Origin of the sequence: Oceanicola granulosus HTCC2516 (assembly GCF_000153305.1) — a bacterium.
Taxonomy (GTDB): domain Bacteria; phylum Pseudomonadota; class Alphaproteobacteria; order Rhodobacterales; family Rhodobacteraceae; genus Oceanicola; species Oceanicola granulosus.
The window spans coordinates 1,511,972-1,534,971 of the sequence record NZ_CH724107.1 but is presented as its reverse complement, the minus strand read 5'-3'; the positions used below and the strand labels follow the sequence as shown (position 1 = coordinate 1,534,971).

19 protein-coding genes and 1 pseudogene are annotated in these 23,000 nt (G+C 68.7%); 8 read left to right on the top strand and 12 right to left on the bottom strand.

Annotated features, from left to right (window positions below):
• A pseudogene (locus OG2516_RS19490) lies at window positions 1-423 on the top strand (cbb3-type cytochrome c oxidase subunit I); the annotation flags it as partial.
• Window positions 424-441: 18 nt separating this feature from the next.
• On the opposite strand, the gene ald reads toward OG2516_RS19490, so the two are convergent.
• Window positions 442-1,560: an alanine dehydrogenase gene (ald, locus tag OG2516_RS07240; RefSeq protein WP_007254985.1), complete on the bottom strand. Its 1,119-nt coding sequence runs from the start codon at window positions 1,558-1,560 to the stop codon at window positions 442-444.
• 39 nt (window positions 1,561-1,599) lie between these two features.
• A complete protein-coding gene (gene aptA / locus OG2516_RS07235) occupies window positions 1,600-2,922 on the bottom strand; it encodes an omega-aminotransferase AptA (RefSeq protein WP_007254984.1) in 1,323 nt (440 codons plus the stop codon).
• Window positions 2,923-3,070: 148 nt separating this feature from the next.
• On the opposite strand from aptA, the gene OG2516_RS07230 reads away from it, so the two are divergent.
• Window positions 3,071-3,634 carry a cupin domain-containing protein gene (locus OG2516_RS07230; protein WP_007254983.1) on the top strand — a complete coding sequence of 188 codons (564 nt, stop codon included), beginning with the start codon at window positions 3,071-3,073 and terminating at the stop codon, window positions 3,632-3,634.
• Window position 3,635: 1 nt separating this feature from the next.
• On the opposite strand, the gene OG2516_RS07225 is transcribed toward OG2516_RS07230, so the two are convergent.
• From OG2516_RS07225 to OG2516_RS07215, 3 genes are read right to left on the bottom strand one after another with little or no spacing between them, the layout of a single operon-like run.
• Complete coding sequence (locus OG2516_RS07225; protein WP_007254982.1) at window positions 3,636-4,250, bottom strand: nuclear transport factor 2 family protein; 615 nt, start codon at window positions 4,248-4,250, stop codon at window positions 3,636-3,638.
• A gap of 25 nt (window positions 4,251-4,275) precedes the next feature.
• Window positions 4,276-5,643, bottom strand: a complete 1,368-nt coding sequence (locus OG2516_RS18930; protein WP_007254981.1) for a sensor histidine kinase — start codon at window positions 5,641-5,643, stop codon at window positions 4,276-4,278.
• Window positions 5,640-6,101: a putative pterin-binding protein gene (locus OG2516_RS07215; protein WP_040615016.1), complete on the bottom strand. Its 462-nt coding sequence runs from the start codon at window positions 6,099-6,101 to the stop codon at window positions 5,640-5,642. Before OG2516_RS07215 ends, OG2516_RS18930 begins: the two co-directional genes overlap by 4 nt.
• Window positions 6,102-6,471: 370 nt before the next feature.
• Between OG2516_RS07215 and OG2516_RS07210 the strand changes: the two genes are divergently transcribed.
• Together OG2516_RS07210 and OG2516_RS07205 are read left to right on the top strand one after the other, a co-directional pair.
• Window positions 6,472-7,434 (top strand): response regulator, encoded by a 963-nt coding sequence (locus tag OG2516_RS07210; protein ID WP_007254979.1) that lies wholly within the window; start codon window positions 6,472-6,474, stop codon window positions 7,432-7,434.
• The gene (locus OG2516_RS07205; RefSeq protein ID WP_007254978.1) at window positions 7,431-7,766 is read left to right on the top strand and encodes an Hpt domain-containing protein; all 336 of its coding nucleotides are present in this window, start codon (window positions 7,431-7,433) and stop codon (window positions 7,764-7,766) included. The genes OG2516_RS07210 and OG2516_RS07205 overlap by 4 nt, the downstream gene beginning before the upstream one ends.
• Before the next feature lie 69 nt (window positions 7,767-7,835).
• On the opposite strand, the gene OG2516_RS07200 is transcribed toward OG2516_RS07205, so the two are convergent.
• The 3 genes from OG2516_RS07200 to OG2516_RS18925 form a co-directional block, all read right to left on the bottom strand.
• Window positions 7,836-8,216 carry a response regulator gene (locus OG2516_RS07200; protein WP_007254977.1) on the bottom strand — a complete coding sequence of 127 codons (381 nt, stop codon included), beginning with the start codon at window positions 8,214-8,216 and terminating at the stop codon, window positions 7,836-7,838.
• A gap of 11 nt (window positions 8,217-8,227) precedes the next feature.
• Complete coding sequence (locus tag OG2516_RS07195; protein ID WP_007254976.1) at window positions 8,228-9,886, bottom strand: PAS domain-containing sensor histidine kinase; 1,659 nt, start codon at window positions 9,884-9,886, stop codon at window positions 8,228-8,230.
• Between the two features lie 153 nt (window positions 9,887-10,039).
• Complete coding sequence (locus OG2516_RS18925) at window positions 10,040-13,201, bottom strand: PAS domain S-box protein (protein WP_007254975.1); 3,162 nt, start codon at window positions 13,199-13,201, stop codon at window positions 10,040-10,042.
• A gap of 443 nt (window positions 13,202-13,644) precedes the next feature.
• Between OG2516_RS18925 and OG2516_RS07185 the strand changes: the two genes are divergently transcribed.
• The 4 genes from OG2516_RS07185 to OG2516_RS07170 all read left to right on the top strand — a co-directional run bounded on the left by OG2516_RS07185 (window position 13,645) and on the right by OG2516_RS07170 (window position 19,001).
• On the top strand, window positions 13,645-14,745 hold the full coding sequence (locus OG2516_RS07185; protein WP_007254974.1) for an ABC transporter ATP-binding protein: 1,101 nt from the start codon (window positions 13,645-13,647) through the stop codon (window positions 14,743-14,745).
• 80 nt (window positions 14,746-14,825) lie between these two features.
• A complete protein-coding gene (locus OG2516_RS07180; RefSeq protein ID WP_007254973.1) occupies window positions 14,826-15,968 on the top strand; it encodes an extracellular solute-binding protein in 1,143 nt (380 codons plus the stop codon).
• Between the two features lie 80 nt (window positions 15,969-16,048).
• On the top strand, window positions 16,049-17,764 hold the full coding sequence (locus OG2516_RS07175) for an ABC transporter permease (protein ID WP_007254972.1): 1,716 nt from the start codon (window positions 16,049-16,051) through the stop codon (window positions 17,762-17,764).
• A gap of 4 nt (window positions 17,765-17,768) precedes the next feature.
• Window positions 17,769-19,001, top strand: a complete 1,233-nt coding sequence (locus OG2516_RS07170) for an ABC transporter permease (RefSeq protein ID WP_007254971.1) — start codon at window positions 17,769-17,771, stop codon at window positions 18,999-19,001.
• 280 nt (window positions 19,002-19,281) lie between these two features.
• On the opposite strand, the gene OG2516_RS07165 is transcribed toward OG2516_RS07170, so the two are convergent.
• Genes OG2516_RS07165 through OG2516_RS07150 form a run of 4 tightly spaced genes read right to left on the bottom strand, consistent with a single transcriptional unit; the run spans window position 19,282 to window position 22,949 of the window.
• Window positions 19,282-20,211, bottom strand: a complete 930-nt coding sequence (locus tag OG2516_RS07165; protein WP_007254970.1) for an AEC family transporter — start codon at window positions 20,209-20,211, stop codon at window positions 19,282-19,284.
• A 1-nt stretch (window position 20,212) separates the two neighbouring features.
• Window positions 20,213-21,010, bottom strand: coding sequence for an MBL fold metallo-hydrolase (locus OG2516_RS07160; RefSeq protein ID WP_007254969.1), 798 nt, complete (start codon window positions 21,008-21,010; stop codon window positions 20,213-20,215).
• Entirely contained in the window at window positions 21,010-21,813 is an 804-nt protein-coding gene (locus tag OG2516_RS07155) for a TatD family hydrolase (RefSeq protein ID WP_007254968.1), read from the bottom strand. The genes OG2516_RS07160 and OG2516_RS07155 overlap by 1 nt, the downstream gene beginning before the upstream one ends.
• The gene (locus tag OG2516_RS07150; RefSeq protein ID WP_007254967.1) at window positions 21,810-22,949 is read right to left on the bottom strand and encodes a DNA polymerase III subunit delta'; all 1,140 of its coding nucleotides are present in this window, start codon (window positions 22,947-22,949) and stop codon (window positions 21,810-21,812) included. The genes OG2516_RS07155 and OG2516_RS07150 overlap by 4 nt, the downstream gene beginning before the upstream one ends.
• Between the last annotated feature and the right edge of the window lie 51 nt (window positions 22,950-23,000).

Genomic DNA, 23,000 nt, shown 5'->3' with positions numbered 1-23,000 from the left:
GTGGCCTTCACCGTGTACATGCGCATGGAGCTGATGACGCCCGGCGTGCAGTACATGTGCGAGGAAGGCGCCCGCTTCTGGCCCGCCGCCGAGAGCGAGTGCACGCCCAACGGGCATCTGTGGAACGTGATGATCACGTATCACGGCGTGCTGATGATGTTCTTCGTCGTCATCCCGGCCCTGTTCGGCGGCTTCGGCAACTACTTCATGCCGCTGCAGATCGGCGCGCCGGACATGTCGTTCCCGCGCATGAACAACCTGTCCTTCTGGCTCTACGTCACCGGCGTCGGCCTCGGCCTCGCCTCGCTGCTGTCGCCCGGCGGCAACGGCCAGCTCGGCTCCGGCGTGGGCTGGGTGCTCTACCCGCCGCTGTCGACCTCCGAGGCCGGCATGTCGATGGACCTCGCGATCTTCGTTGTGCACCCCAGGCGCCAAATCAAATCAGGCCGCCAGAACCCGCTCCGTCGGCTCGTGCTCGTATCCGAGGTCCTTCGCCACCGCGCCGTAGGTCACCTTGCCAAACGCCACGTTGAGGCCGTTCGCGAGGTGCTCGTTGGCCGCCAGTGCCGCTTTCCAGCCCTTGTCGGCGATGGCGAGGGCGTGGGGCAGGGTGACGTTGTTGAGCGCGTAGGTCGAGGTGCGGGCCACGGCGCCGGGCATGTTGGCGACGCAGTAATGAACCACGTCGCCGACCATGTAGGTCGGGTCGGCGTGGGTGGTGGCGCGGGAGGTCTCGAAGCAGCCGCCCTGGTCGATCGCCACGTCGACGACGACCGCGCCGGGCTGCATCTCGCCGATCAGCGCCTTGCTCACCAGCTTGGGCGCGGCGGCGCCGGGGATCAGCACCGCGCCGATCACGAGGTCGGCGGCGCGCACCTCGGCCTCGAGCGCCGCGCCGGTGGAGTAGATCACCCGGGCGCGCGATTCGAAGTGGGTCTGGAGCCGTTCGAGCACCGCTGGCGAGCGATCGAGGATGGTCACGTCGGCCTGCATCCCCACCGCCATCTGCGCCGCGTTGAAGCCCACGACGCCGCCGCCGATCACCACGACCTTCGCCGGGGCCACCCCGGGCACGCCGCCGAGCAGCACGCCGCGCCCGCCGTGGGCCTTCTCGAGCGCCGTCGCGCCGGCCTGGATCGACATCCGCCCCGCCACCTGGCTCATCGGCTTGAGCAGCGGCAGGCCGCCGCTCGCGTCGGTGACGGTCTCGTAGGCGATGCAGACGGCGCCGCTCTCGACGAGGTCGCGGGTCTGCTCGGGGTCGGGGGCGAGGTGGAGGTAGGTGTAGAGGATCTGCCCCTCGCGCAGCATCGCGCGCTCCCCCGCCTGTGGCTCCTTGACCTTCACCACCATCTCGGCGCGCGCGAAGACCGTCGCGGCGTCGCCGACGATCTCCGCCCCGGCCTGGGCGTAGGCCTCGTCCTCGGCGCCGATGCCGGCCCCGGCGGACGTCTCCACGATCACCTCGTGGCCACGCCCGACCAGTTCGGCGACGCTCTCCGGCGTCAGCCCGACCCGGTATTCGTGGTTCTTGATCTCCTTGGGAACCCCGATCAGCATCCAGGCCCTCCTCTCTTGTCTGGCGTTACGTCTCTGGCGTCAGGCGAGGTCGCGCAGGATGCCCGACAGGATGTCGAAGATCTCGGCGATCTGCGCCTCGGTGACGATGAGCGGTGGCGACAGGGCGATCGTGTCGCCGGTGACGCGCACCATCAGGCCCTTCGCCCACGCCGCCTTCATCGCCTCCGTCGCGCGCGCGCCGACGGCGCCCTCGCGGCTCTCGAGCTCGATGGCGGCGACGAGGCCGAGGTTGCGCAGGTCCTTGACGTGCGGCAGCCCCTTGAGCCCGTGCACCAGGTCCTCCCAGACCGGCGCGAGGGCGTCGGCGCGCTCGAAGAGCTGGTCCTCGCGGTAGGTCTCCAGCGTCGCCAGCGCGGCGGCGGTGGCGATCGGGTGGGCGGAGTAGGTGTAGCCGTGGAACAGCTCGATGGGCGCGTCGGCGTTCTCCATCGCGCTGTCGTAGATCTTCTCGCTCACCATCACCGCGCCCATCGGGATCGTGCCGTTGGTGAGGCCCTTGGCTGTGGTGATGATGTCGGGGGTGACGCCGAACTTCTCGGCCGCCGACGCCTTGCCGAGGCGGCCGTAGGCGGTGATGACCTCGTCGAAGATCAGCAGGATGCCGTAGCGGTCGCAGATCTCGCGCAGGCGCTGCAGGTAGCCCTTCGGCGGCAGCAGCACGCCGGTGGAGCCGGCCATCGGCTCGACGATCACGGCCGCGATGGTCGAGGGGTCGTGCAACTCGGCGAGGCGGATCAGGTCGTCGGCGAACTCGGCGCCGTGCTCAGGGCATCCGCGCGAGAAGGCGTTGCGCTCGGGGTCGTGGGTGTGGCGGATATGGTCGACGCCCGCGAGCATCGTGCCGAAGTGCATCCGGTTCTTGACCATGCCGCCCACCGAGATGCCGCCGAAGCCGACCCCGTGGTAGCCGCGCTCGCGGCCGATCAGACGGGTGCGGGCGGCGTCGCCGCGCATCCGGTGGTAGTGCAGCGCGATCTTCAGCGCGGTGTCGACGGATTCCGAGCCGGAATTGGTGAAGAACACGTGCTCGAGCCCGGCCGGGAACAGCGCGGCGAGGCGGGCGGAGAGCTCGTAGGCCTGCGGCGTGCCGAAGTTGAAATGCGGCGCGTAGTCGAGGGTGGAGACCTGCTTCTTCACCGCCTCGACGATGCGCGGGCTGTTGTGGCCGGCATTGACGCACCAGAGCCCGGCGGCGCCGTCGATGATCTGGCGGCCGTCGGAGCTGGTGTAGTGCATCCCGTCCGCCGCGACGACCAGCCGGGGATCGGCGGCGAAATCGCGGTTCGGCGTGAACGGCATCCAGAAGCTCGACATGTCGTTGGGAGTGAGGGGACGGTTCATCGCGGACCTCCGGGGCTGATGAGTCGTCCACAGCCTAAGCACGCGCTCGCAAAACCGATCAATCCTGATTTTGCGCCGCCGTGCGACTTGCGCGAAACAAGGCCAATGCGCTAGGGCTGCTTCGGATCGAAAGCGGGAAATCACCCCCATGGCGCAGCCTTCGCACGACCAGATGGTCGCCCAACGCCTCCGGGTGGTGCGCCAGTCGCGCGGACTCTCCCAGCGCGAGCTGGCCCGGCGCACCGGTGTCGGCAGCGGCACGATCAGCCAGATCGAGTCGATGGCGACGCAGCCATCGGTGGCGGTGCTCAAGAAGATCCTCGACGGGGTCCCGATGGACCTCGCCACCTTCTTCAGCTTTGAGCTCGCCCTCGGCGACGCGCCCGTCTTCCGCAAGGAGGAGCATGTGGACATCGGCGCGCCCGGCGTCGCCTACCGGCTGGTCGCGGCGCAGCGGCCCAACCGGGCGCTGCAGATGCTGCACGAGTTCTACCAGCCCGGCCGCGACAGCGGGCGGCGGCCGCTGTCGCACGAGGGCGAGGAATGCGCCATCGTCGTGGCGGGCAGCCTCGAGGTGACGGTCGGCGACGAGGTGTTCGTGCTGAACCGGGGCGACGCCTACTACTTCGCCTCCAGCACCCCGCACCGGTTCCGCAACGTGGGCGACACGGTCTGCGAGGTGGTCAGCGCCTGCACGCCGCCGAGCTTCTAGCTCACTCGGCGGGGCAGCTGTTGATCGGCGCGGCGCGGGCGATGGGGAAGCACTCGGCCCACGCCTCGGTGCGCGGCGGCCAGGGCGTCAGCGTCTCGGGGCTCTCGTCGTATTGCAGCACGCCGAGCGACTGGAGGTCTTTCACCCGCCCGTCGAGATACTCCTTCAGCACCGTGCCGCGCCCGTCCTCGATCGTGGCGATCCAGACGTCGTTGACCACCTGCCGCGCGCCGCGCTGGATGGTGCGGAACTGCACCTCGGCGGCGATGCGGCCGGTCTCGGTGTCGATGTAGAAGGCGTCGGCGGGGAAGTAGAAGCTGGTGTCGGTGGCCATGCCGCAGAACAGCTCGAGGTCGGCGAGCATCGCGTCGAGCCCCTCGATGGCGGTGGTGGGGTAGGCGAAGAGCACGTCGTCGGCGAAGGCGTGCTCCATGTAGCTGCCATCGCAATTCGCCCAGGCGGCGGCGAAGTCGAAGATCACGTCCTGCATCGCCGCGCGCTCGGAGCCGGCGGCCTCGGGCTCGCCCGCGAAGGTGACGCCGGGGCGGACCTCTTCTGCGGCGGCGGCAAGCGGGGTGAGCGCCAGAACCAGAACGGCGGAGATGGACTTCAACATGTTGTCTTCCTTGTGGAGAGGTGAATCAGGCGGCCTGCGCGACGGCGACGCGTTCGAGCTTGATGTAAAAGGTGGTGCCGCGGCCCGGCTCGCTGACGAGCCGGATGCGGCCCTGGTGCGCGTCGACGATCGACTTCACGATGCTGAGCCCCAGGCCGGTGCCGCCGCGCTCGCGCTCGTTGGACGAATCCACCTGGTAGAACGGCTCGAACAGCCGGCTCTGCTTCTCGCGCGGGATGCCGCGGCCGCTGTCCTGCACCGAGATCACCGCCTCGGTGCCGGTCGCCTTGAGGCCGACGACGATCGTGCTGTCGGGCTTGGAGAACTTGGCGGCGTTCGACAGGAGGTTGGACAGCACCTGCCCGAGCCGCTTCTCGTCGCCCCAGACATGAACGCCCTCGGGCATCGGCGCGGCCTCGATGGTCACGCCGAAGTTGTTGGCGAAGGTCTGGTTGGTGGCGATCTCGGCGGTGAGGAAGCTCTTCAGGTCGATGTTCTTGAAGTGGAACTCCATCTTGCCGGCGCTGAACTTCTCCACGTCGAGCAGGTCGTTGACCAGCTGGATCAGGTGGTTGCAGTTGCGCTCGGCGAGCGAGAGCATCCGGCGGAAGCGCTCGGGCACCTCGCCCACGGCGTTGCCGTTGATGAGCGACACCGCCCCCTTGATCGAGGCCAGCGGCGTACGCAGCTCGTGGTTGATGACGGAGATGAACTCGGACTTCGCCAGGTTGGCGGCCTGCGTCTCCTCGAGCAGGCGCTCCTTCTCGCGCAGCGAGCGGCGCGACTGGACGCTGTCGAGCCCGAAGACCAGCACCAGCAGCACGACCGAGATCCCCATCGCTCCGCTCAGCCAGGCGTTGGACTCGGCGATCTGCAGCAGCGTGTCGCGCCAGGACTTGGTCTCGCGCGAACTCGCCTCGAGCACGTCGAGCGAGACGTTGCGCATCGGCACGTTGTAGGCGCGGAAGATCTCGAGCAGCTCGAGCGTGTCCCTGACGTCGGTCACCGTCTCCGGCAGCCCCACGAGCCTCGGCTCGACCGCGCGCAGTGTGTCGGCGATCTCGGCGAAGAGCTCGGTGCCGATCTCGTACTGCGCGAGCTTGTCGGCGATCTGCCCGGCCTGGACGGTGGCGACGCGGCTCCAGAGGATGTCGAACTTCAGGTTGACGTCGTCCGCCGTCGCCTGGCCCAGCACGTAGTCCGACAGTGCATGCTCGAGACGCAGCAGGTCAAACTCGACCCCCGTCACGAACCAGACCGAGCCGGTGGAGCTCTGCTCCCCCAGCGTGGCGATGCGCCCGCGCAGTGTCCCCAGGCTGGCGGCGGCGGCCATCAGCCCGGCGATCAGGATCACGAACATGATCCAGCGATATCGGACCAGCGTCGCGGTCATTCGGTGTTGATGGCGACCAGTTGCCAGATCAGGCGGCTGCTGTAGATCGAATCCTCGAGCTCGGGGTGGTCGGAGATCGGGTACATCACCCAGAGCGGCCCCCGCTCGCGCACCGACATGTGCTTGCCGTCCATCCGCGTGGCGATGATGACGTCGTAGGTCATCGCGTCGCTCAGCGGAACGTCGACCTCGTAGTCGTTGATGGCGCGCAGCGTGATCTCGGCGTCCTCCGGCAGCTCGTCCTCGGCCAGAAGGTCACGCAACAGCGGGCCGGAAAACGTCGTCGGCTCGCCGACGAAGGCGTTCGTCGTCTCGTACTCGGCCTGCGGCATCTCCTCGAGCTGCTCGAGGGTGTACTCGCGGGGTTCGGCGCCGTTGATCGTCAGCACCGTCTCCGCACCAGCCTGGGCAGCGAGGACCGCGAGGACCGATCCGACAACCATAGGGGCTAGCTTCATCTCCTGCTCTCCGTCTGTTGGTCATATCCATGCCCGCCGGGGCGGCCAATGGATTTCGAGTCATTCATTAACTTTGAAAGGGATAGACCGCCATTGTGGCGCAATTTCGGTGTGACGTCGCGATGCCGCTGCGACACATGGTATTTTTTCACCGAGAATGGTCCGAAAGCCGCACCCATGCGTGGGGGGCCGCTCCATGGCGGCTGCCGGTTGTGCAAGCCGCGAGTGTCGGGTGGCTAACAAAAAAGCGTGATGCAGCCCAAATCTCGCCCAGATTGAGGGCCAGCTTGGCATGGAAAGGCAGTTCTCGTCGGTGCCGATTCCGAATGACAGGACAACTGCGCACCGAAACCGAGTGGTGGGTTAACAAATGAAAATCCTAGCCGTAGATGACGATCCGATCATCCTGGAACTCCTGACGGAGATCATCGGGACGATCGGCGACCATGACCTGCACACCGCGGACTCCGCGGTGGAGGCGCTCGAACGCATCGCCGACGGAGAGGAATTCGACTGTTTCCTCCTCGATATCCAGATGCCGCGCATGGACGGGATCGAGCTCGTCCGCGAGATCCGGGCCTACGAGGGCCTGCGCCGCACGCCGATCCTGATGATCACCGCGATGTCGGAAAAGCGCTACATCGACTCCGCCTTCGCGGCGGGCGCGACCGATTACGTCACCAAGCCGTTCGAGATGAACGAGCTGACCGCGCGCATCAACCTCGTCGACGGCCTCGTCACCGAGCGCCGCCGCCACACGGCCAAGCTCTTCGCGACCGAGGCCGCGCACGCGCAGGCCCGGGTGCCGCTGCACGAACCCTTCGACATCCGCGACGTCGACGGGGTCATCGAGTTCCAGGCGCTGGAGAACTACCTGATGCAGCTGAGCCGCAAGGCGCTGTTCGGCTCTTCGGTCTTCGCCTTCACGATCCGCCGGGTCGAGGAGCTTTACGCGAAGATGTCGGAGTTCGACTTCCAGTGCATGATCGTCGACGTCTCCGAGGCGATCTCCGACTGCCTCAAGCCGCACCAGTTCCTGATCTCCTACGTGGGCAACGGCACCTTCGCCTGCGTCACCGAGGGCGGCTGGACGCCGGACCTGAAGTACTTCCTCGACCACATGCACCGGGTGATCCGCGAGATGGAGCTTCATCTCAGCACCGGCGAGCCGCTCAACGTGCGCGTCGCGCCGGGGCGGGTGATGCGCCTGACCTGGCACGCGGGCGACCGCGCCATCGAGGCGCTCGCCGAGGCGCACAGCTCGGCCGAGGACGCCGCCCGCGAGGCGGAGCGCAAGCTCGACGACATCTGGTTCATGGAGAGCGCGGGATGAGCGGCCTTCAACTCAGCAGCAGCGCCTTGATCCGGCTGCGCGCCGGGTTTCTGCGTGTCCACGTGGAGCGGCACGACCGGATGGAGGAAATCCTCGCCGCCGCCCGCGCCGGGGAAGCCAGCTCCGACGATCTCAGCGAGGCGCAGACCATCCTGCACCGCATCGCCGGTGCCGCCGGTTCGCTCGGCCTGGCCCCGCTGGGCGACGCGGCGCGGGAGACGGAGCTGGTGTTCATCGCCGTGCTCGAGGACGGGCAGGGCGAGGTGCAGGAATGCATCACCGCGCTCGACTGGTTCCTCGGCCTGTCGCTCGACTACTGCGACGCCGCCTGATCCCTCTACCCCCGGACGAGAAAAAGGCGCGCCCGCCCGGCGCGCCTTTTCTCGTCTGAGCGTTGCCGATCAGGCCGGCGCGGCGGCGAGGATGTCCTGGATCTGCGTCGCGAGGCTCAGCGGGTCGAACGGCTTGACGATCACCTCCAGCGCGCCCTGGTCGCGCAGCGCCTTGACCTCGGTGGGCTGGGCGCGGGCGGTCATGAAGATCGCCGGCGTGTCGGCGAAGCCCGGCAGCTTGCGCAGCTCGGCCAGCAACTGCTCGCCGCTCATCCCCGGCATCATCACGTCCATCAGCAGAAGGTCGGGCGCGTAGCCCGGCGCCGCGGCGATGGCTTCGGGGCCGCTGGCGCACTGCATCAGCTCGAACTCGCCCGTCATCTCGAGCGAGAGCTTCGCGATCTCGCGAATGTCCTCGTCGTCTTCGACATGCAGGATGCGCAGGGTCATTGGGGTACCTTTCAGGAAGAATTGGCTGCGATGAGCGGGGGAGTCTCGTCCGGCGCTGCGGCGTCGGCGTCGGCGTCGTCGAGTGTGAAGCTCACCGTCGTGCCTTCGCCCGGCGTGCTGTCGACGCTGACGCTGCCGCCGTGGCTCTCGACGATGGCCTTCACGATGCTGAGCCCGAGCCCGCTGCCGCGCGGCGCGTTGTGGCCGGGGTTATCGACCTGCTGGAAGCGTTCGAAGATCGTCGCCAGCGCCTCCTGCGGGATGCCGACGCCGCGGTCGGTGACGGAGACGGTGTGGCGGCCGCCCTCGGTGCTGACGGTGGCGAGGATCTCGCTGCCGGGGCGCGAGAACTTCGCGGCGTTCGACAGCAGGTTGGTCAGCACCTGCAGGATGCGGTCGGCGTCGACGTTCGCCCAGGCGGGGGCGGCGGGCGGCCGCACGCTGATCTTGACCTGGAAGCGTTCGGCATAGGCGTTGTTGGCCGCGCGGGCCTCGCGCAGGATCACCATCAGGTCGTGCCGCTCGAGGGTGAATTCCATGCGCCCGGCGGCGATCTTCTCGAGGTCGAGGATGTCGTTGACGATCAGCACGAGCCGGTCGGCGTTGCGGTGCGCGATCTCGACGAGCTCCGCCGCCTTGGGCGAGATCTCCCCCGCCGCGCCCGACAGGACCAGCCCCATCGCGCCCTTGATCGAGGTCAGCGGCGAGCGCAGCTCGTGGCTGACGGTGGAGATAAACTCGTTCTTGGCCCGGTCCATCTCCTCGCGCTCGGACAGGTCGCGCAGGATCGCCACGAAACGCGCCTCGCCCGCGGCGGGGCGGACGAGCTGCAGGTTGGCCAGGAACGGGCGGTCGGACAGGCGGATCTCGAAGCTCAGGCTGTTGGCGGTGCCGTTGACCAGCTTCTGCAGGACGGAGCGCACCTCGTCCGGATCGTGCTCGAAATCGATGTCGAACATCCGCTTCGTCGGGTACCTGGCCTCGTTCCAGTCGAGCAGGCTCATCGCCGTCTCGTTCAGGTAGAGAATGCGGAAGCTGTCGGCGCTGAACATCACGACGGCGTCGGACAGGCGGTGCAGCGCGGAAACGATGTCGCGCTCTTCGCTCGCGGTCTTCGAGGCGGTGATGTCGGTGCGGATGCCGACGGTGCCGATCACCTTGCCGTTCTCGTCGAGGCGCGGGATGATCGTCGTCTGGGTCCAGCGGTAGGTGCCGTCTTTGCACCGCAGCCGGGTCTCGCCCGACCAGGTCTTGCCGTCGAAGATGTGGCGGCAGATCTCGCCGTGGGTCTTCTGGTCGTTTGACAGGTAGATCCAGCTCGTCGGACGCCCCACCAGCTCGCTGCGGGTGAAGCCGGAAGCCTCGACGAAGCGGTCGTTGACGTGAACGATCCGCATCCGGCTGTCGGCGACCAGCACGATGGCGTGGGCGTTGAGCGCGCGTACCTCGTGGGCGAGCTGCTTCTCGGTCTCGCTGGGCTCGCGGGGGGCGGTCTGCGCCCGCAGACGGGTGGCGACGAGGCCGGCGCAGACGGCGACGACGCTGACGCCGAGCCAGTAGAGCGCCTGGTTGGACGGGGCGGGATCGGTGACCTGGGCAATTGCGGGCGAAGACGTGAGCGCCGCGAGCGGTGCGAGTAGTCCAGCCTTGTTCAACTGCCTGAAGCGCATGATCTCAAACCCATCTCCGCGACCGCCACCGGCGGTCTCTCCCAATGCGGGGTCCCGAAATACGGCGGGAACCTTCGGCATTTTTGTAGGCGACCATTGAGCTTCGATTTTGCTCGAACGGAGACGGATTTGTGGCAGGAGGTGCAGGATCGGTCATGACGCCTTCCGCAAGCTGTTGCGGAGCTGGTCGAGGGAGCGTCCGATCTGCAGCGCCTCCTCGGTCAGGGGCAGGCCGCCCGGGTCGTGGGCGAGCGCGTTGAGGGCGACGATCTTCGAGTCGGGGTGCTCCCGCGCGATGTCGCGCACCAGCCGCCGGGCGGCGCTGGCGAGGCCGAGGTCGACCATCACCACGTCGTAGCGCGCGCTGCGCAGCCGCTCGCGCGCGGCGTCGATGCAGGTGACGATCGCCACCTCCGAATCGCCGCTCAGGTGACTGCGCAGCAGCCCGCCGAACCCCGCGTCGCCCTCGACGAGCAGGATGCGCGTGCGCGAGGAAGCGGCGTCGGTCTCGTCCGGCTCGGCGTCGGCGGGCTCGGCGAGCGGGCAGGTGAAGCGGAAGGTCGTGCCCTCGCCGAGGGTGCTTTCGAAGTCGATGCGCCCGTTCATGCGCTCGACGAGTTCCTTGCAGATGTTCAGCCCCAGCCCGGTGCCGCCCTTCTCGCGGGTATCGGAGCTGTCGACCTGCGAGAACGGCTTGAAGATGCTGTTGCGGTGCGTCGCGGAGATGCCGACGCCCTCGTCCTTGACGAAGAACATCACCTCCGCGCCCCGCACCTCGAACCAGACCTCGACGCGGCCGCCGGCGTGGGAGAACTTGCAGGCGTTGGAGATCAGGTTGAGCAGCACCTGGTTGAGGCGGCCGGCGTCGGCCAGCACCATCCGGTCGGGCTCCTGCGGGCGCCAGACGAGGTGGACGTCCTGCTGCACCGCGATCGGGCGGGTCTGCTTGACGGAGGCGTCGAGCAATTCGTTGGCGCTCTCGGGCTGGATGTGGAAATCGATCTGTCCCGCCGAGATCTTCTCGAGGTCGAGGATGTCGTTGACCAGGTAGATCAGCCGGTCGGTGTTGCTCTGGGCGATGTCGAGCAGGCGCAGGGACGATTTCGGCAGCTTGTCCGCCATCGCGCCCACGACGAGGTCGAGCGCACCCTTCACCGAGGTCAGCGGCGTGCGCAGCTCGTGGCTCACGGTGGCGACGAACTCGCTCTTCAGCCGCTCGATCTCGCGCCGCTCGCTGATGTCCTGCAGCTGCACGATGTAGAGGTCGCTGCCGCGATCGGCGTCGAAGGTCCAGGCGACCGACAGCAGCGCCCAGACGTGCCCGCCGTTGCGGTGGCTGAGCTGGTGCTCGCCGGTATAGCCGCGCGCGCCGTCGCCGTGGGTTTCGACGACGGTGTCGAAGATCTGCGCCAGGTCGTCCTTGGAGAGCAGGTCGCCGAAGCGCATCTCGAGCAGCTCGGCCTCGCTGTAGCCGGTCAGCTTGACCATCGCCTCGTTGAGCCCGAGGAAACGCCCCTGGCCGTCGAAGATCGCCATGCCGACTGGCGCCTGCGCGAGGAACTTCCGGAAACGCTCCTCGCTGCGGCGCAACGCGTCCTGCGCCTCGTGGCGGTCGGTGACGTCGGTCTGCACGCCCAGAAGGCGCAGCGCACGGCCGTCCTCGTCGCGCTCGGTGACGACGGCGTTGGAGCGCATCCAGCGCCAGGTGCCGTCGTCGAAGCGCACCCGGTACTCGGTCACGGTGCGGTCGGTGTGGCCGTCGATGTGGGCGTAGTTCGCCGCCTCGATGATCGGCCGGTCCTCGGGATGGACCCGCTCGCGGAACAGCGCCTGCGGGTTCTCGAGCGTGACGTCGGCGGGCAGGCCCATGACCCGCAGCCAGCTGTTGGAGACGACCGAGACGTCGCTCTCGAGGTCGATGTCGAAGACCCCGATGCCGGCCTCGTTGATGGCGCGGTTGAAGCGCTCTTCCTGCTCGTCGAGTTGGCGCGAGGTGCGGGTCTGCTCGGAGACGTCGCGGATCAGCACGGTGGAGCGGGCGTTGTCGCCGGCGTTGGTCCAGCGGTTGACCTGCACGTCGAGATAGAGCGTCGAGCCGTCGCGGTGGACGCCCTGGGTGGTCGAGAGGGTCCAGTCGATCGAGGCGATGGCGCCGGGGATCAGGTTGTTGAGCAGCACGCCCTTCAGGTCGCTCACCGCGTAGCCGAAGAGCCGCGCGGCGGCCTGGTTGCCGCTGAGCACGGAGCCGTCGGCGTCGACGATGAGCATCGCCACGACGCGGTTGTCGAGGAACGAGCGGTTCATCTCCGCGCGCGCCTCGAGCTCGCGGGTCCGCTCCTCCACCAGCCGGCGCACGGCGATCTCGCGCCGCGCCAGCACCCCGGCCAGCGCCGCGACGAGCGCCGTCACCGCGACGCCCGCGACGAGCACGATCCACGGCGTGCTGCGCGCGTTCATCGCCTCGAAGGTCGGGGTGCTCTCCCAGGTGAAGGCCCAGTTGCGTCCCAGCACCGGCACCACCTCGGTCAGGCGGAAGTCGGGCTGGACGTCGGGCAGGGTGGTGTCGGCGAGACGCGTGCGCGCGCCGGCATCGTCGATCCTGACGCGGAAGGCGCCGGCGAATTCGTCCTCGATCTCCTGCACCAGCACCTGCGGGTCGAGCGGGCCGAGGTTCCAGCCGCGCAGCGCCGCGAGGCGTTCCTCGGGCGTGTCGACGGGCGCGTCGAGGCTGTAGCGCGGGCGCAGCATCAGGATCGTGCCCCCGGTGCTCGCCGGGCCCGGCGGCGCGAGGATGGTCTCGCCGCTGCGCGCGGCGTCGCGGGCGGCCTCGGCGAGGGCAGGGTAGGCGGCGAGGTCAAGGCCCTGCAGGTCAAGGCTCTCCACCGGCTCGAAGAACTTGATGACGTAGCGCTCGATGTCGCCGGTCCGGGCGGGCCGGATCCGAAAGTCGGCGATGCCGTCGGAGGTGGTGGCCTCGAAGAATTGCTCCAGCGAGCCGGGCTGCAGGTTGTTGGCGTAGCCGAGGCCGACCAGGCTGGTCAGCCCCCGCACCGACTCCAGGGAACGGACGTAGTCGCGCCATTCGGCGAAGGTCACGTTGTCGGAGCTGTCGAGGTAGAGCTGCATCCCGACGAGCAGGTTGTTGTGCCGCTCGACGCGCTCGATCAGCGCGGTGCGGGCATTGTCGGTCAGTGTGATGAAGGCCTCGGCCGCGCGCGTCTGGCTGCGATCCTGCACCATGACGAACCCGCCAATGGTGACGGCGCCGCAAACGGCGAGGAGCACGGCTCTGGCGAGCGATGGGGCCTGCGTCATTACTGCTGCGCCTCGTTTTGGCGGTGGGTGCATCTATCGGCCCCCTTACCCGACCGTTCTGCCCGCCCGCCGGCCGCGTGTCACTAGGCGTGACGGGAGCGTCCGGACAACACGCCCGAAGTGGTCCCTTAAGGCCACAATGGATCAATCCTGCAACCTGAAGGGCGAATTGCTACAGCGTGAGGCCGGAGCTTCCCCTGCGTCCGAAGCGGCCCCGACCACGGCTTCCGCTGCGTCACTGGTCGACATTCGGCGCAGGCCGGGATTGCCTGTTAGCGACAAAACAGCCCATTTTTGCGGCACTTCCGGCACGGCGCGGTCGGCCGTAGATCGAAGCCCTCGATGTTCAACATTGGTGAATCGGTTGCAAAGGTGGGCGGGCTTGGGTTTAGATTGTCTCCATCAAGGCGGGTCTACCGTCGGACAACATCAGGGAGCGCCATTTGGCAGATACAGCGAACGGCACCGCGTTCGTCGCCTTCGAGCGAGTGCAGAAGAGCTACGACGGCGAAACGCTGGTCGTTAAGGATCTGAACCTCTCCATGCCGAAGGGCGAGTTCCTCACCATGCTGGGGCCGTCGGGCTCGGGGAAGACCACCTGCCTGATGATGCTCGCCGGCTTCGAGACCGCCACGCACGGCGAGATCAAGCTGGACGGCAAGCCGATCAACAACATTCCGCCGCACAAGCGCGGGATCGGCATGGTCTTCCAGAACTACGCGCTGTTCCCGCACATGACCGTCGCCGAGAACCTCGCCTTCCCGCTGGAAGTGCGCGGCATGGGCAAGTCCGAGCGCGAGAGCAAGATCAAGCGCGCGCTGGACATGGTCCAGATGGGCGACTTCGCCGGCCGCCGCCCGGCGCAGCTCTCGGGCGGCCAGCAGCAGCGGATCGCGCTGGCGCGCGCGCTGGTGTTCGAGCCCGAGCTCGTGCTGATGGACGAGCCGCTCGGTGCGCTCGACAAGCAGCTGCGCGAAACGCTCCAGTTCGAGATCACCCACCTCGCGCACCGGCTCGGGATCACCGTGGTCTACGTCACCCACGACCAGACCGAGGCGCTGACCATGTCGGACCGCGTCGCGGTGTTCGACGACGGCCGCATCCAGCAGCTCGCGCCGCCCGACCAGCTCTACGAGGCGCCCGAGAACAGCTTCGTCGCGCAGTTCATCGGCGAGAACAACACCCTCGAGGGCGTGGTCGAGGAGATCCGCGGCGATCACTGCGTGGTGAAGCTCGACAGCGGCGACATCATCGACGCCAAGCCCGTCAACGTCTCCGAGGTCGGCGAGCGCACCAAGGTGTCGATCCGGCCCGAGCGGGTCGAGTACAACCCCGAGCGCCTGCAGCAGGGGGCTCACACCCTCAAGGCGGAAGTGCTCGAGTTCATCTACATGGGCGATATCTTCCGGACCCGCCTTCGCGTGGCGGGCAACGACGATTTCGTCATCAAGACGCGGAACGCGCCCGACCAGGTGCGTCTGGCGCCGGGAGACCAGATCGAGATCGGCTGGCTGCCCGAGGATTGTCGTGCGCTCGACGCCTGAGCGCAATGACGACACGGTGCGCCGGTCACCCGGTCCGCGCGCCGAACAAATACGATCCGGGTCCTAAACGGGAGAATTGAATGAAACTGACCAAAATCCTGATGGCTTCCAGCGCCCTGACCCTCGCGGGCTCGGTGGCGTTCGCCGAAAGCCACGCGATGGAAAGCCCCGTCGCCGGTGAGCCGATGGCCGACAGCATGACGCTCGTCAGCTGGGGCGGCGCCTACCAGGCGAGCCAGCAGAAGGCCTACGTCGAGCCCTACCTCGAGATGAACCCCGACGTGACCATCACCTGGGATGAATCCTCCGCCGAGGCCGTGGCCAAGCTGCGCGCCATGAACGAGGCCGACAACCTGACCTGGGATCTCGTCGACGTCGTGGCCTCCGACGCCATCCGCCTCTGCGACGAGGGCCTGGCGATGGAGGTCGATCACGACGAGGTCCTGGCCCCCGCGCCCGACGGCACCGACGCCAGCGACGACTTCGGCGACCTGATCGTCTCCGACTGCTTCATCCCGCAGATCGTCTACTCGACCACCGTCGGCTACCGCACCGACGCCGAGGGCTGGACCGGCACCCCCGAGGACATCTGCGCCCTCTGGGATCTCGAGAACTTCCCCGGCCAGCGTTCGCTCGAGCGCCGTCCGATCGGCAACCTCGAGTGGGCCCTGCTCTGCGACGGCGTCGCCAAGGAAGACATCTACGACGTCCTCGAGACGGAAGAGGGCCAGGACCGGGCCTTCGCCAAGCTCGACGAGATCAAGGACAACGTCGTCTGGTGGACCGCCGGCGCCGACACGCCGCAGCTCCTCGCCGACGGCGAGATCGTCATGGGCTCGACCTACAACGGCCGCCTGTTCTCGCTCATCGTCGAGCAGGACCAGCCGGTCGAGATGCTCTGGGACGCGCAGGTCTTCGACCTCGACGGCTGGATCATCCCCGAAGGTCTGCCCGAGGAGCGCCTGAACCGGGTGATGGACTTCCTTTGGTTCGCCACCGACACCCAGCGCCTCGCTGACCAGTCGAAGTACATCTCCTACGGCCCCGCGCGCGACTCGTCGGCGCCGATGGTCTCGATGCACGCCGAACTCGGCGTCGACATGGCGCCGCACATGCCGACCGATCCGGCGAACTCGGAGAACACCTTCCTCTACAACTACGAGTGGTGGGCCGACTACCGTGACGACCTGGACGCCAAGTTCCAGGCCTGGCTCGCCCAGTAAGCCGAAAGACCGGAGGGCGCGCGCCGCGTGCGCCCTCCGACCCCGATGACGCCCGCACCCGCCGCGCAGGAGGCCGACAGATGACCGACGCCACCGCCCAGGACAAGATCGCGGGCCCGACCCCCGACACCGCCATCCGCGATGCCGAGCGGGCCGACGGCCCCATGCTCGCCGCCGACGGCCGTCCGCTGAAGAAGAGCCTCGCGAGCGCCCTGCGCCGCCAGAAGATCCGGGCGCTGCTGCTGATCGCGCCGCTGCTGATCTTCATCATGTTCACCTTCATCATCCCGATCGGGCAGATGCTGTTCCGCTCGGTCGAGAACCAAATCGTCTCCGAGACGCTGCCGCGCACCGTCGCCGCGCTCGACGGGTACGATTCCGAGAGCGGCCCGCCGTCCGGGGAGGTCTTCGCCGCCCTGACCCGCGATATGGTCGTCGCCGCCGAACTGAAGAACCACACCCGCCTCGGCTCGCGCCTCAACTACGAGACGACGGGCCTGTCGTCGCTGTTCCGCCAGGCCGGGCGCGGCGTCGACGACATCGGCGAGGACTACACCGACGCCTTCGTCGACGCCAACGAGGCGTGGGAAGAGGGCGAGACCTGGGTCCGGCTGCTCGCCAACGAGGGCTGGATCGTCGCCAGCGACGAGTGGGCCGCGCGCGAGGAAGCGGCGGGCCGGGGCTTCGACGAGCTGCCGCCGCGCTTCGTCTTCGCCGACGGCGTCGAGGAGGCGCTGCCGCGCACCACCGAGATGTACGCCGACTTCGCCGCCGTGCTGCGCACGGAAGACGGAGACAGCCCCGTCGACGAAGAGCCGTGGAACATAGTCTACCTGTCGCTCTACGAGGACCTCGCCGCCAACCCCGACGCGCCCGCCGCCTTCGAAGGCGCCGAGGCCGAGCTGCTCGCCGAGGCCGCCGAGATCGCCGCCGGGCTCGAGCCGTTCGACTACACCGCCGCCTTCGAGGAGATCGACGAGGACTGGCTCGGCGAGGACGTCTGGGGCACCATCGACGCCTTCTCCTCGGACTACACCGCCGGCTACTTCGCCGCCTCCGCCGACCGCAAGCTGACGCCCGACGGCATCCAGCCGGTCGACGAGGACCAGAGGGTCTACGGCACCCTGTTCCTGCGCACGATGCTGATGTCGCTCGGGATCACCGTGTCCTGCATCGCCCTCGGCTACCCCGTCGCTTGGCTGCTGGCGAACCTGCCGCTGCGCACCGCCAACGTGCTGATGATCCTCGTGCTGCTGCCGTTCTGGACCTCGCTGCTGGTGCGCACCTCGGCCTGGAAGGTGCTGCTGCAGCAACAGGGGGTGATCAACGACATCCTCGTCTGGCTCGGCCTCGTCTCCGACAGCAACCGCCTGATCATGATCAACAACCAGTTCGGCACCATCGTGGCGATGACCCACATCCTGCTGCCGTTCATGATCCTGCCGCTCTACTCGGTGATGAAGACCATCCCGCCCTCCTACCTGCGCGCCGCTAAGTCGCTCGGCGCCACCAACTGGACGGCCTTCTGGCGGGTCTACTTCCCGCAATCGGTGCCCGGCATCGGCGCGGGCTCGATCCTCGTCTTCATCCTCGCCATCGGCTACTACATCACCCCCGAGATCGTCGGCGGCACCAAGGGCGTCTTCATCTCCAACCGGATCGCCTACCACATCTCGACATCGCTCAACTGGGGCCTCGCCGCCGCGCTGGGGACGATCCTGCTCGCCCTCGTGCTGGTCCTCTACTGGCTCTACGACCGCATCGTGGGCATCGACAACGTGAAGCTGGGAGGCTGACCCCATGACCGCCGCCACCACCGAACCGGTCACCTCCAGGGGCGAGAGCAACCTGCTCGGCTTCTCCCTGCCGCTCGTCGCCCTGCTGGGCGCGTTCCTCGGCTTCATCGCCGGCAACGCCGCCGGCTGGCCGCTGATCGGGGCCATCGCCGGCGTCGTCGTCGGCGCGGGCGTGACCTACCTCGCCGGGACCAGCCTGCGGGAGAAGCGCGCCACCGGCCGCTGGGCGGTGATCGGCGTGTGCGCGTTGCTCGGCCTGCTCGTCGGGGGCCTCGGCGGGCTCGTCGGCGGTGCCATCGTCGGCGCCATCCTCGGCTGGGTCGCCTACTGGCTGGTGCGCGGCGACTACCGCAAGGGCGTGCCTCCCTACGCCACGGCGGGGCAGGTGCTGTGGCACAACGCCTTCCTGTTCATCTGCGGGCTGATCTTCTTCTTCCTGATCGCGCCGATCATGGTCGTCATCCCGCTCAGCTTCAACGCCGAGGCGTTCTTCACCTTCACCCCAGAGATGCTGGCGCTCGATCCCGAGGGCTACTCGCTGCGCCACTACCGCGACTTCTTCTCCAACAGCGACTGGCAGCTCGCGATGCGCAACTCGCTGATCATCGCGCCCTTCGCGACGATCATCGCGGTGTCGCTCGGCACCCTCGCCGCGATCGGCCTGTCCCAGAGCCACGTGCCGGGGCGGCAGGCGATCATGGCGATCCTGATCTCGCCGATGATCGTGCCGCTGATCATCTCGGCGACGGGGATGTTCTTCTTCTACTCGGCGATGGGCAACTGGCTCGAGGACAACCTCGGCTTCAGCCGCGAGCTCACGGGCTACATCAAGGTCATCCTCGCCCACGCCGCGCTCGGCATCCCGTTCGTGATCATCACCGTGACGGCGACGCTGGTCGGCTTCGACCGCTCGCTGACCCGCGCCTCGGCCAACCTCGGGGCTGGGCCGGTGAAGACGTTCTTCTCGGTGCAGATGCCGCTGATCCTGCCGGGCGTGATCTCGGGCGGGCTGTTCGCCTTCATCACCTCCTTCGACGAGGTGGTCGTGGTGCTCTTCGTCGGCGCGGCGGCGCAGAAGACGCTGCCCTGGCAGATGTTCATCGGCCTGCGCGAGCAGATCTCGCCGACGATCCTCGCCGTGGCGACGATCCTCGTGACCTTCTCGATCATCCTGCTGACCACCGTCGAACTGCTGCGCCGCCGCTCCGAGCGCCTGCGCGGCATGTCCCCCGGCTGATCCGGGGGCGCCTCCGCAAGGGTCGGCGCCCTCCGCCGCGCCAAGTTCGACGCACTAACCTGGTATTAAGGTTAATGCGTTAACTGCGCGGCTGGTTAAGGCTGATCCCGCCCGCTCAAGGTTAACGCGCACCGCAACGCCGCCCCCCACCTCGCGCCACCCACCTCGCCGCCCGCGCCGCCGATGGGATCGGGTGCGCCGCCTGCACCCTCTGTCCTGCAAATATCCCCGCCGGAGGCTGCGCACTCTCCACGATCCCCGCCGCCCCGAAAAAGGCGCCTCACGGCAGCACCGCCAGCCACCCCCAGATCGTCAGGATCGACAGCCCCGTCGCCATCAGCACGACGGACGCCGAGACCCGCTTGGCGACGCCGTACATGTTGGCGAAGACGTAGGTGTTCACCCCCGGCGCCATCGCGGCGCAGATCACCGCCGAGCGCAGCGCGTCGCGCTCCAGCGCGAAGGCCGTGCCCAGGCCGTAGGTGATGACCGGGTGCAGCACCAGGCTGAGCGAGCTGACGAAGAGGATCGCGCGCATGTCGCCCTGCGGCTTGTAGCGCACCAGCACGCCTCCGAGCCCGAACAGCGCCACCGGCAGCGCCGCGCGCACCATCAGGTCGAGCGCCTCGCTCAGCACCGTCGGCATCGGAAAGTTCGTCACGTTGACCGCGAAGCCGAGCGCGATCCCGAGGATCAGCGCGTTGGAGAACATCGCCTTGAGCACCTTGAGCGGCAACGTCCGCGCCGGCTCGCCCCGCGAGCGGATGATCTCCATCGCGGTGACGCCGATGCCGTAGCAGAAGGGGGCGTGCATCGAGATGATGACGAAGTTGTTCATCAGCGCGTCGGGGCCGTAGGCGCGTTCCATGATCGGCAGGCCGAGCAGCACGAGGTTGGAGAACAGCCCCGAGAAGCCGAAGGCCACGCTGTCCTCCCAGGCGCGCCCGAACAGCACCCGCCCCCCGACCAGCCCGGCGACGAACCCGGCGATGGCGCCGGCATAGAAGCTCACCAGCAGCCGCCAGTCGTAGCTCGCCGCGAGGTCGAGGCTGGAGATGGCGTTGAACAGCAGGCAGGGGATCGCGAAGTTCTGGGTGAAGCGCATCAGCCCGTCGACCTGCCCGTCGTCGAGGAGGCTGCGCCAGCGCGCCAGGTAGCCGAAGCCGATCACGATGAAGACCGGCAGGATGACGTTGACGAGTGCCCCCACGTCAGACGTCGAAGGCGAGGGTAAGTCCGTCGTAGGCGGGCTCGATATGGGCGGGCGTCTCGGCGGCGACGGTCTCGTAATCGAGATCGATATGCATGTTCGTCAGCACCGCCCGCGCCGGCGCGGCGCGCTCGATCCAGGCGAGGGTGTTGGCGAGGTGCGAGTGCGTCGGGTGCGGCTCGCGGCGCAGCGCGTCGACGATCCAGCAGCGCAGGCCGGCGAGCATCGGCCAGCTGTCGTCGGGAATGGTGGCCACGTCGGGCAGGTAGACGATGTCGTCGAAGCGGAAGCCGAGCGCATGGATCGCGCCGTGCCGGACGGGGAAGGGGGTGAAGGTGATCGTGCCGCCCGCACCGTCGACCGTCACCGGGCCGGAGAGGTCGAAGAGGTCGAGGATCGGCGGATACTGCGAGCCGGCGGGCGCGGCGAAGGCGTAGGCGAAGCGGTTGAGCAGCGCCTCCGAGGTCTCGCCGTCGGCATGGACGGGCAGGCGGGTGCGGGTGTTGAACACCACCTGCCGCAGGTCGTCGAGCCCGTGGACGTGGTCGGCGTGGGCGTGGGTGTAGAGCACCGCGTCGAGCCGGCCCACGTCGGCGGCGAGCAGCTGGGCGCGCATGTCGGGCGAGGTGTCGATCAGCGTCCGCGTCACGCCGCCCGCGTCCTCGCGGCTCACCAGCAGCGAGCAGCGGGTGCGGCGGTTCTTCGGGTTGGCCGGATCGCACGCGCCCCAGTGGCCGCCGAGCCGCGGTACGCCGCCCGAGGAGCCGCAGCCCAGGATGCGGACGGTCAGTCGCGCCATCAGGCGGCCCTGGCCCAGGCGGCGGCCTTGGAGAAGAGGCGGTCGAAGTTGGCCGAGGTCCGCGCGGCGAAGTCGGCGTAGTCGAGCCCGAACACCTCCGCCCCAACCTTCGCGGTATGGGCGGTGTAGGCCGGCTCGTTGCGCTTGCCCCGGTGCGGGGGCGGGGCGAGGTAGGGGCTGTCGGTCTCCACCAGGATCCGCTCGAGCGGGGCGGTGGCGAAGATGTCGCGCAGCTCCTGGCTGCGCGGGAAGGCGGCGATGCCCGACATCGACAGGTAGAAGCCGAGATCGAGCGCCGCACGGGCCAGTCCGGCGCCCGAGGAGAAGCAGTGCATCACGCAGTCGAAGGGGCCGTTTGCGTAGCCCTCGCGCAGGATGGCGGCCATGTCCTCGTCGGCGTCGCGGGCATGGATGATCAGCGGCAGGCCGGTTTCGCGCGCAGCGTCGATGTGGATCCGCAGCGACCGGCGCTGCACCTCGGCGCTCTCGGCGGTGTAGTGGTAGTCGAGCCCGGTCTCGCCGATGCCGACGAACTTCGGATGCCGCGCCAGCGCGACCAGCTCGTCAACGCGCGCCAGCGGCTCCTCGGCGGCGCTCATCGGGTGGGTGCCGGCGGCGTAGAAGACGGGCGCATGCGCCTCGGCGATGGCGCGCACCTGCGGCTCCTGGCGCAGCCGGGTGCAGATCGTCACCATCCGCGTCACCCCGGCCTCGGCGGCGCGCGCGATCAGGGCCGCGTGCTCGCCCTCGAAATCGGGGAAGTCGAGGTGACAGTGGCTGTCGACGATCTCGGGAATGCTCATGCCTGGGCCTCGGACGCGGCGGCGGTGGCGCGCGCGGTCTCTTCGATCTTGAAGACCATATCGAGGATCAGGCTGGCAGGGTCAAGGTTGACCGCCCGCCCGTGCCGGGAGCGCTCGATGAGGGTCTGCGACAGTTCCGCCCAGCGGCGCGCGGCGCCGGCGTCGGGGCTGAGCCGGGTGAGCAGGCGGGCCTCGCCCGGGGCGCCCTGCACGTCGGGCGCGCCGACGATCCCGGCGCGGGCGATGCGCGCGAGCAGGCGGTCGAGCAGGTCGAGCGTCATCTCGAAGCGGCGGTCGTTGGCGCGGCCGGTGCAGCTCTCGGCGAGCTTGATCGCCGCAGGGCGGTCGATGCGCGGCGCGCCCGAGAGCAGCTTCACCAGGTCGCCGTAGAGCGCCAGCCCGTCCTGGCGCACCAGCCGGATCGCCTCGCCCACCGAGCCCGCCGCGAGCGCGGCGAGCGCCTCCGTCTCGGCCACCTCCACCCCCGCCTGCGCCAGCGCCGCCGCCATGTCGTCCGGGCCCAGCGGCGCGAGGCGCAGCTCGCGGCAGCGCGAGCGGATGGTCGGCAGCAGGCGCGAGGGCTGGTGCGAGACGAGCAGCAGCGTGGTCCGCTCGGGCGGCTCCTCGAGCTCCTTGAGCAGCGAATTGGCGGCCGAGACGTTCATCTCGTCGGCGGCGTCGACGATGACCGCGCGGCGGCCGCCGTCGGCGGCGGAGAGCTGAAAGAAACGCTTCATGCCGCGCACCACGTCGGCGCGGATGTCGGCGGAGAGCTTGTCGCCCTTGTCGTTCGGCCCGCGCCGCACGAGGTGGAGGCGTGGATGCGCGCCGGCGAGGATCAGCCGCATGTCGGGATGGTCCGGCGCGAGGCCCAGCCGGTCGGGGCGGGGCGGGGCGCCGAACAGCCCGTCATCGGCCGGCTCGGCGAGCAGGAACGCCGCGATCTTCCAGGCCAGCGTCGCCTTGCCGACCCCGCGCGGCCCGGTCAGCAGCCAGCCCGAATGGAGCCGTCCGGACTCCCAGGCGTCGAGGAAGCCGGCCTCGGCGCGCGCCTGCCCGTAGAGGAGCGGCGTCTCGCGCGGGTGCGGCGCGCCCTCGATCTGGTCGGGGGCAGGGAGGTCGGCGGAAACGGGCATCGCGGCGGTTGTCGCGCAATCGGGCCGGGGCCGCAATCGGGCGTGACGGGA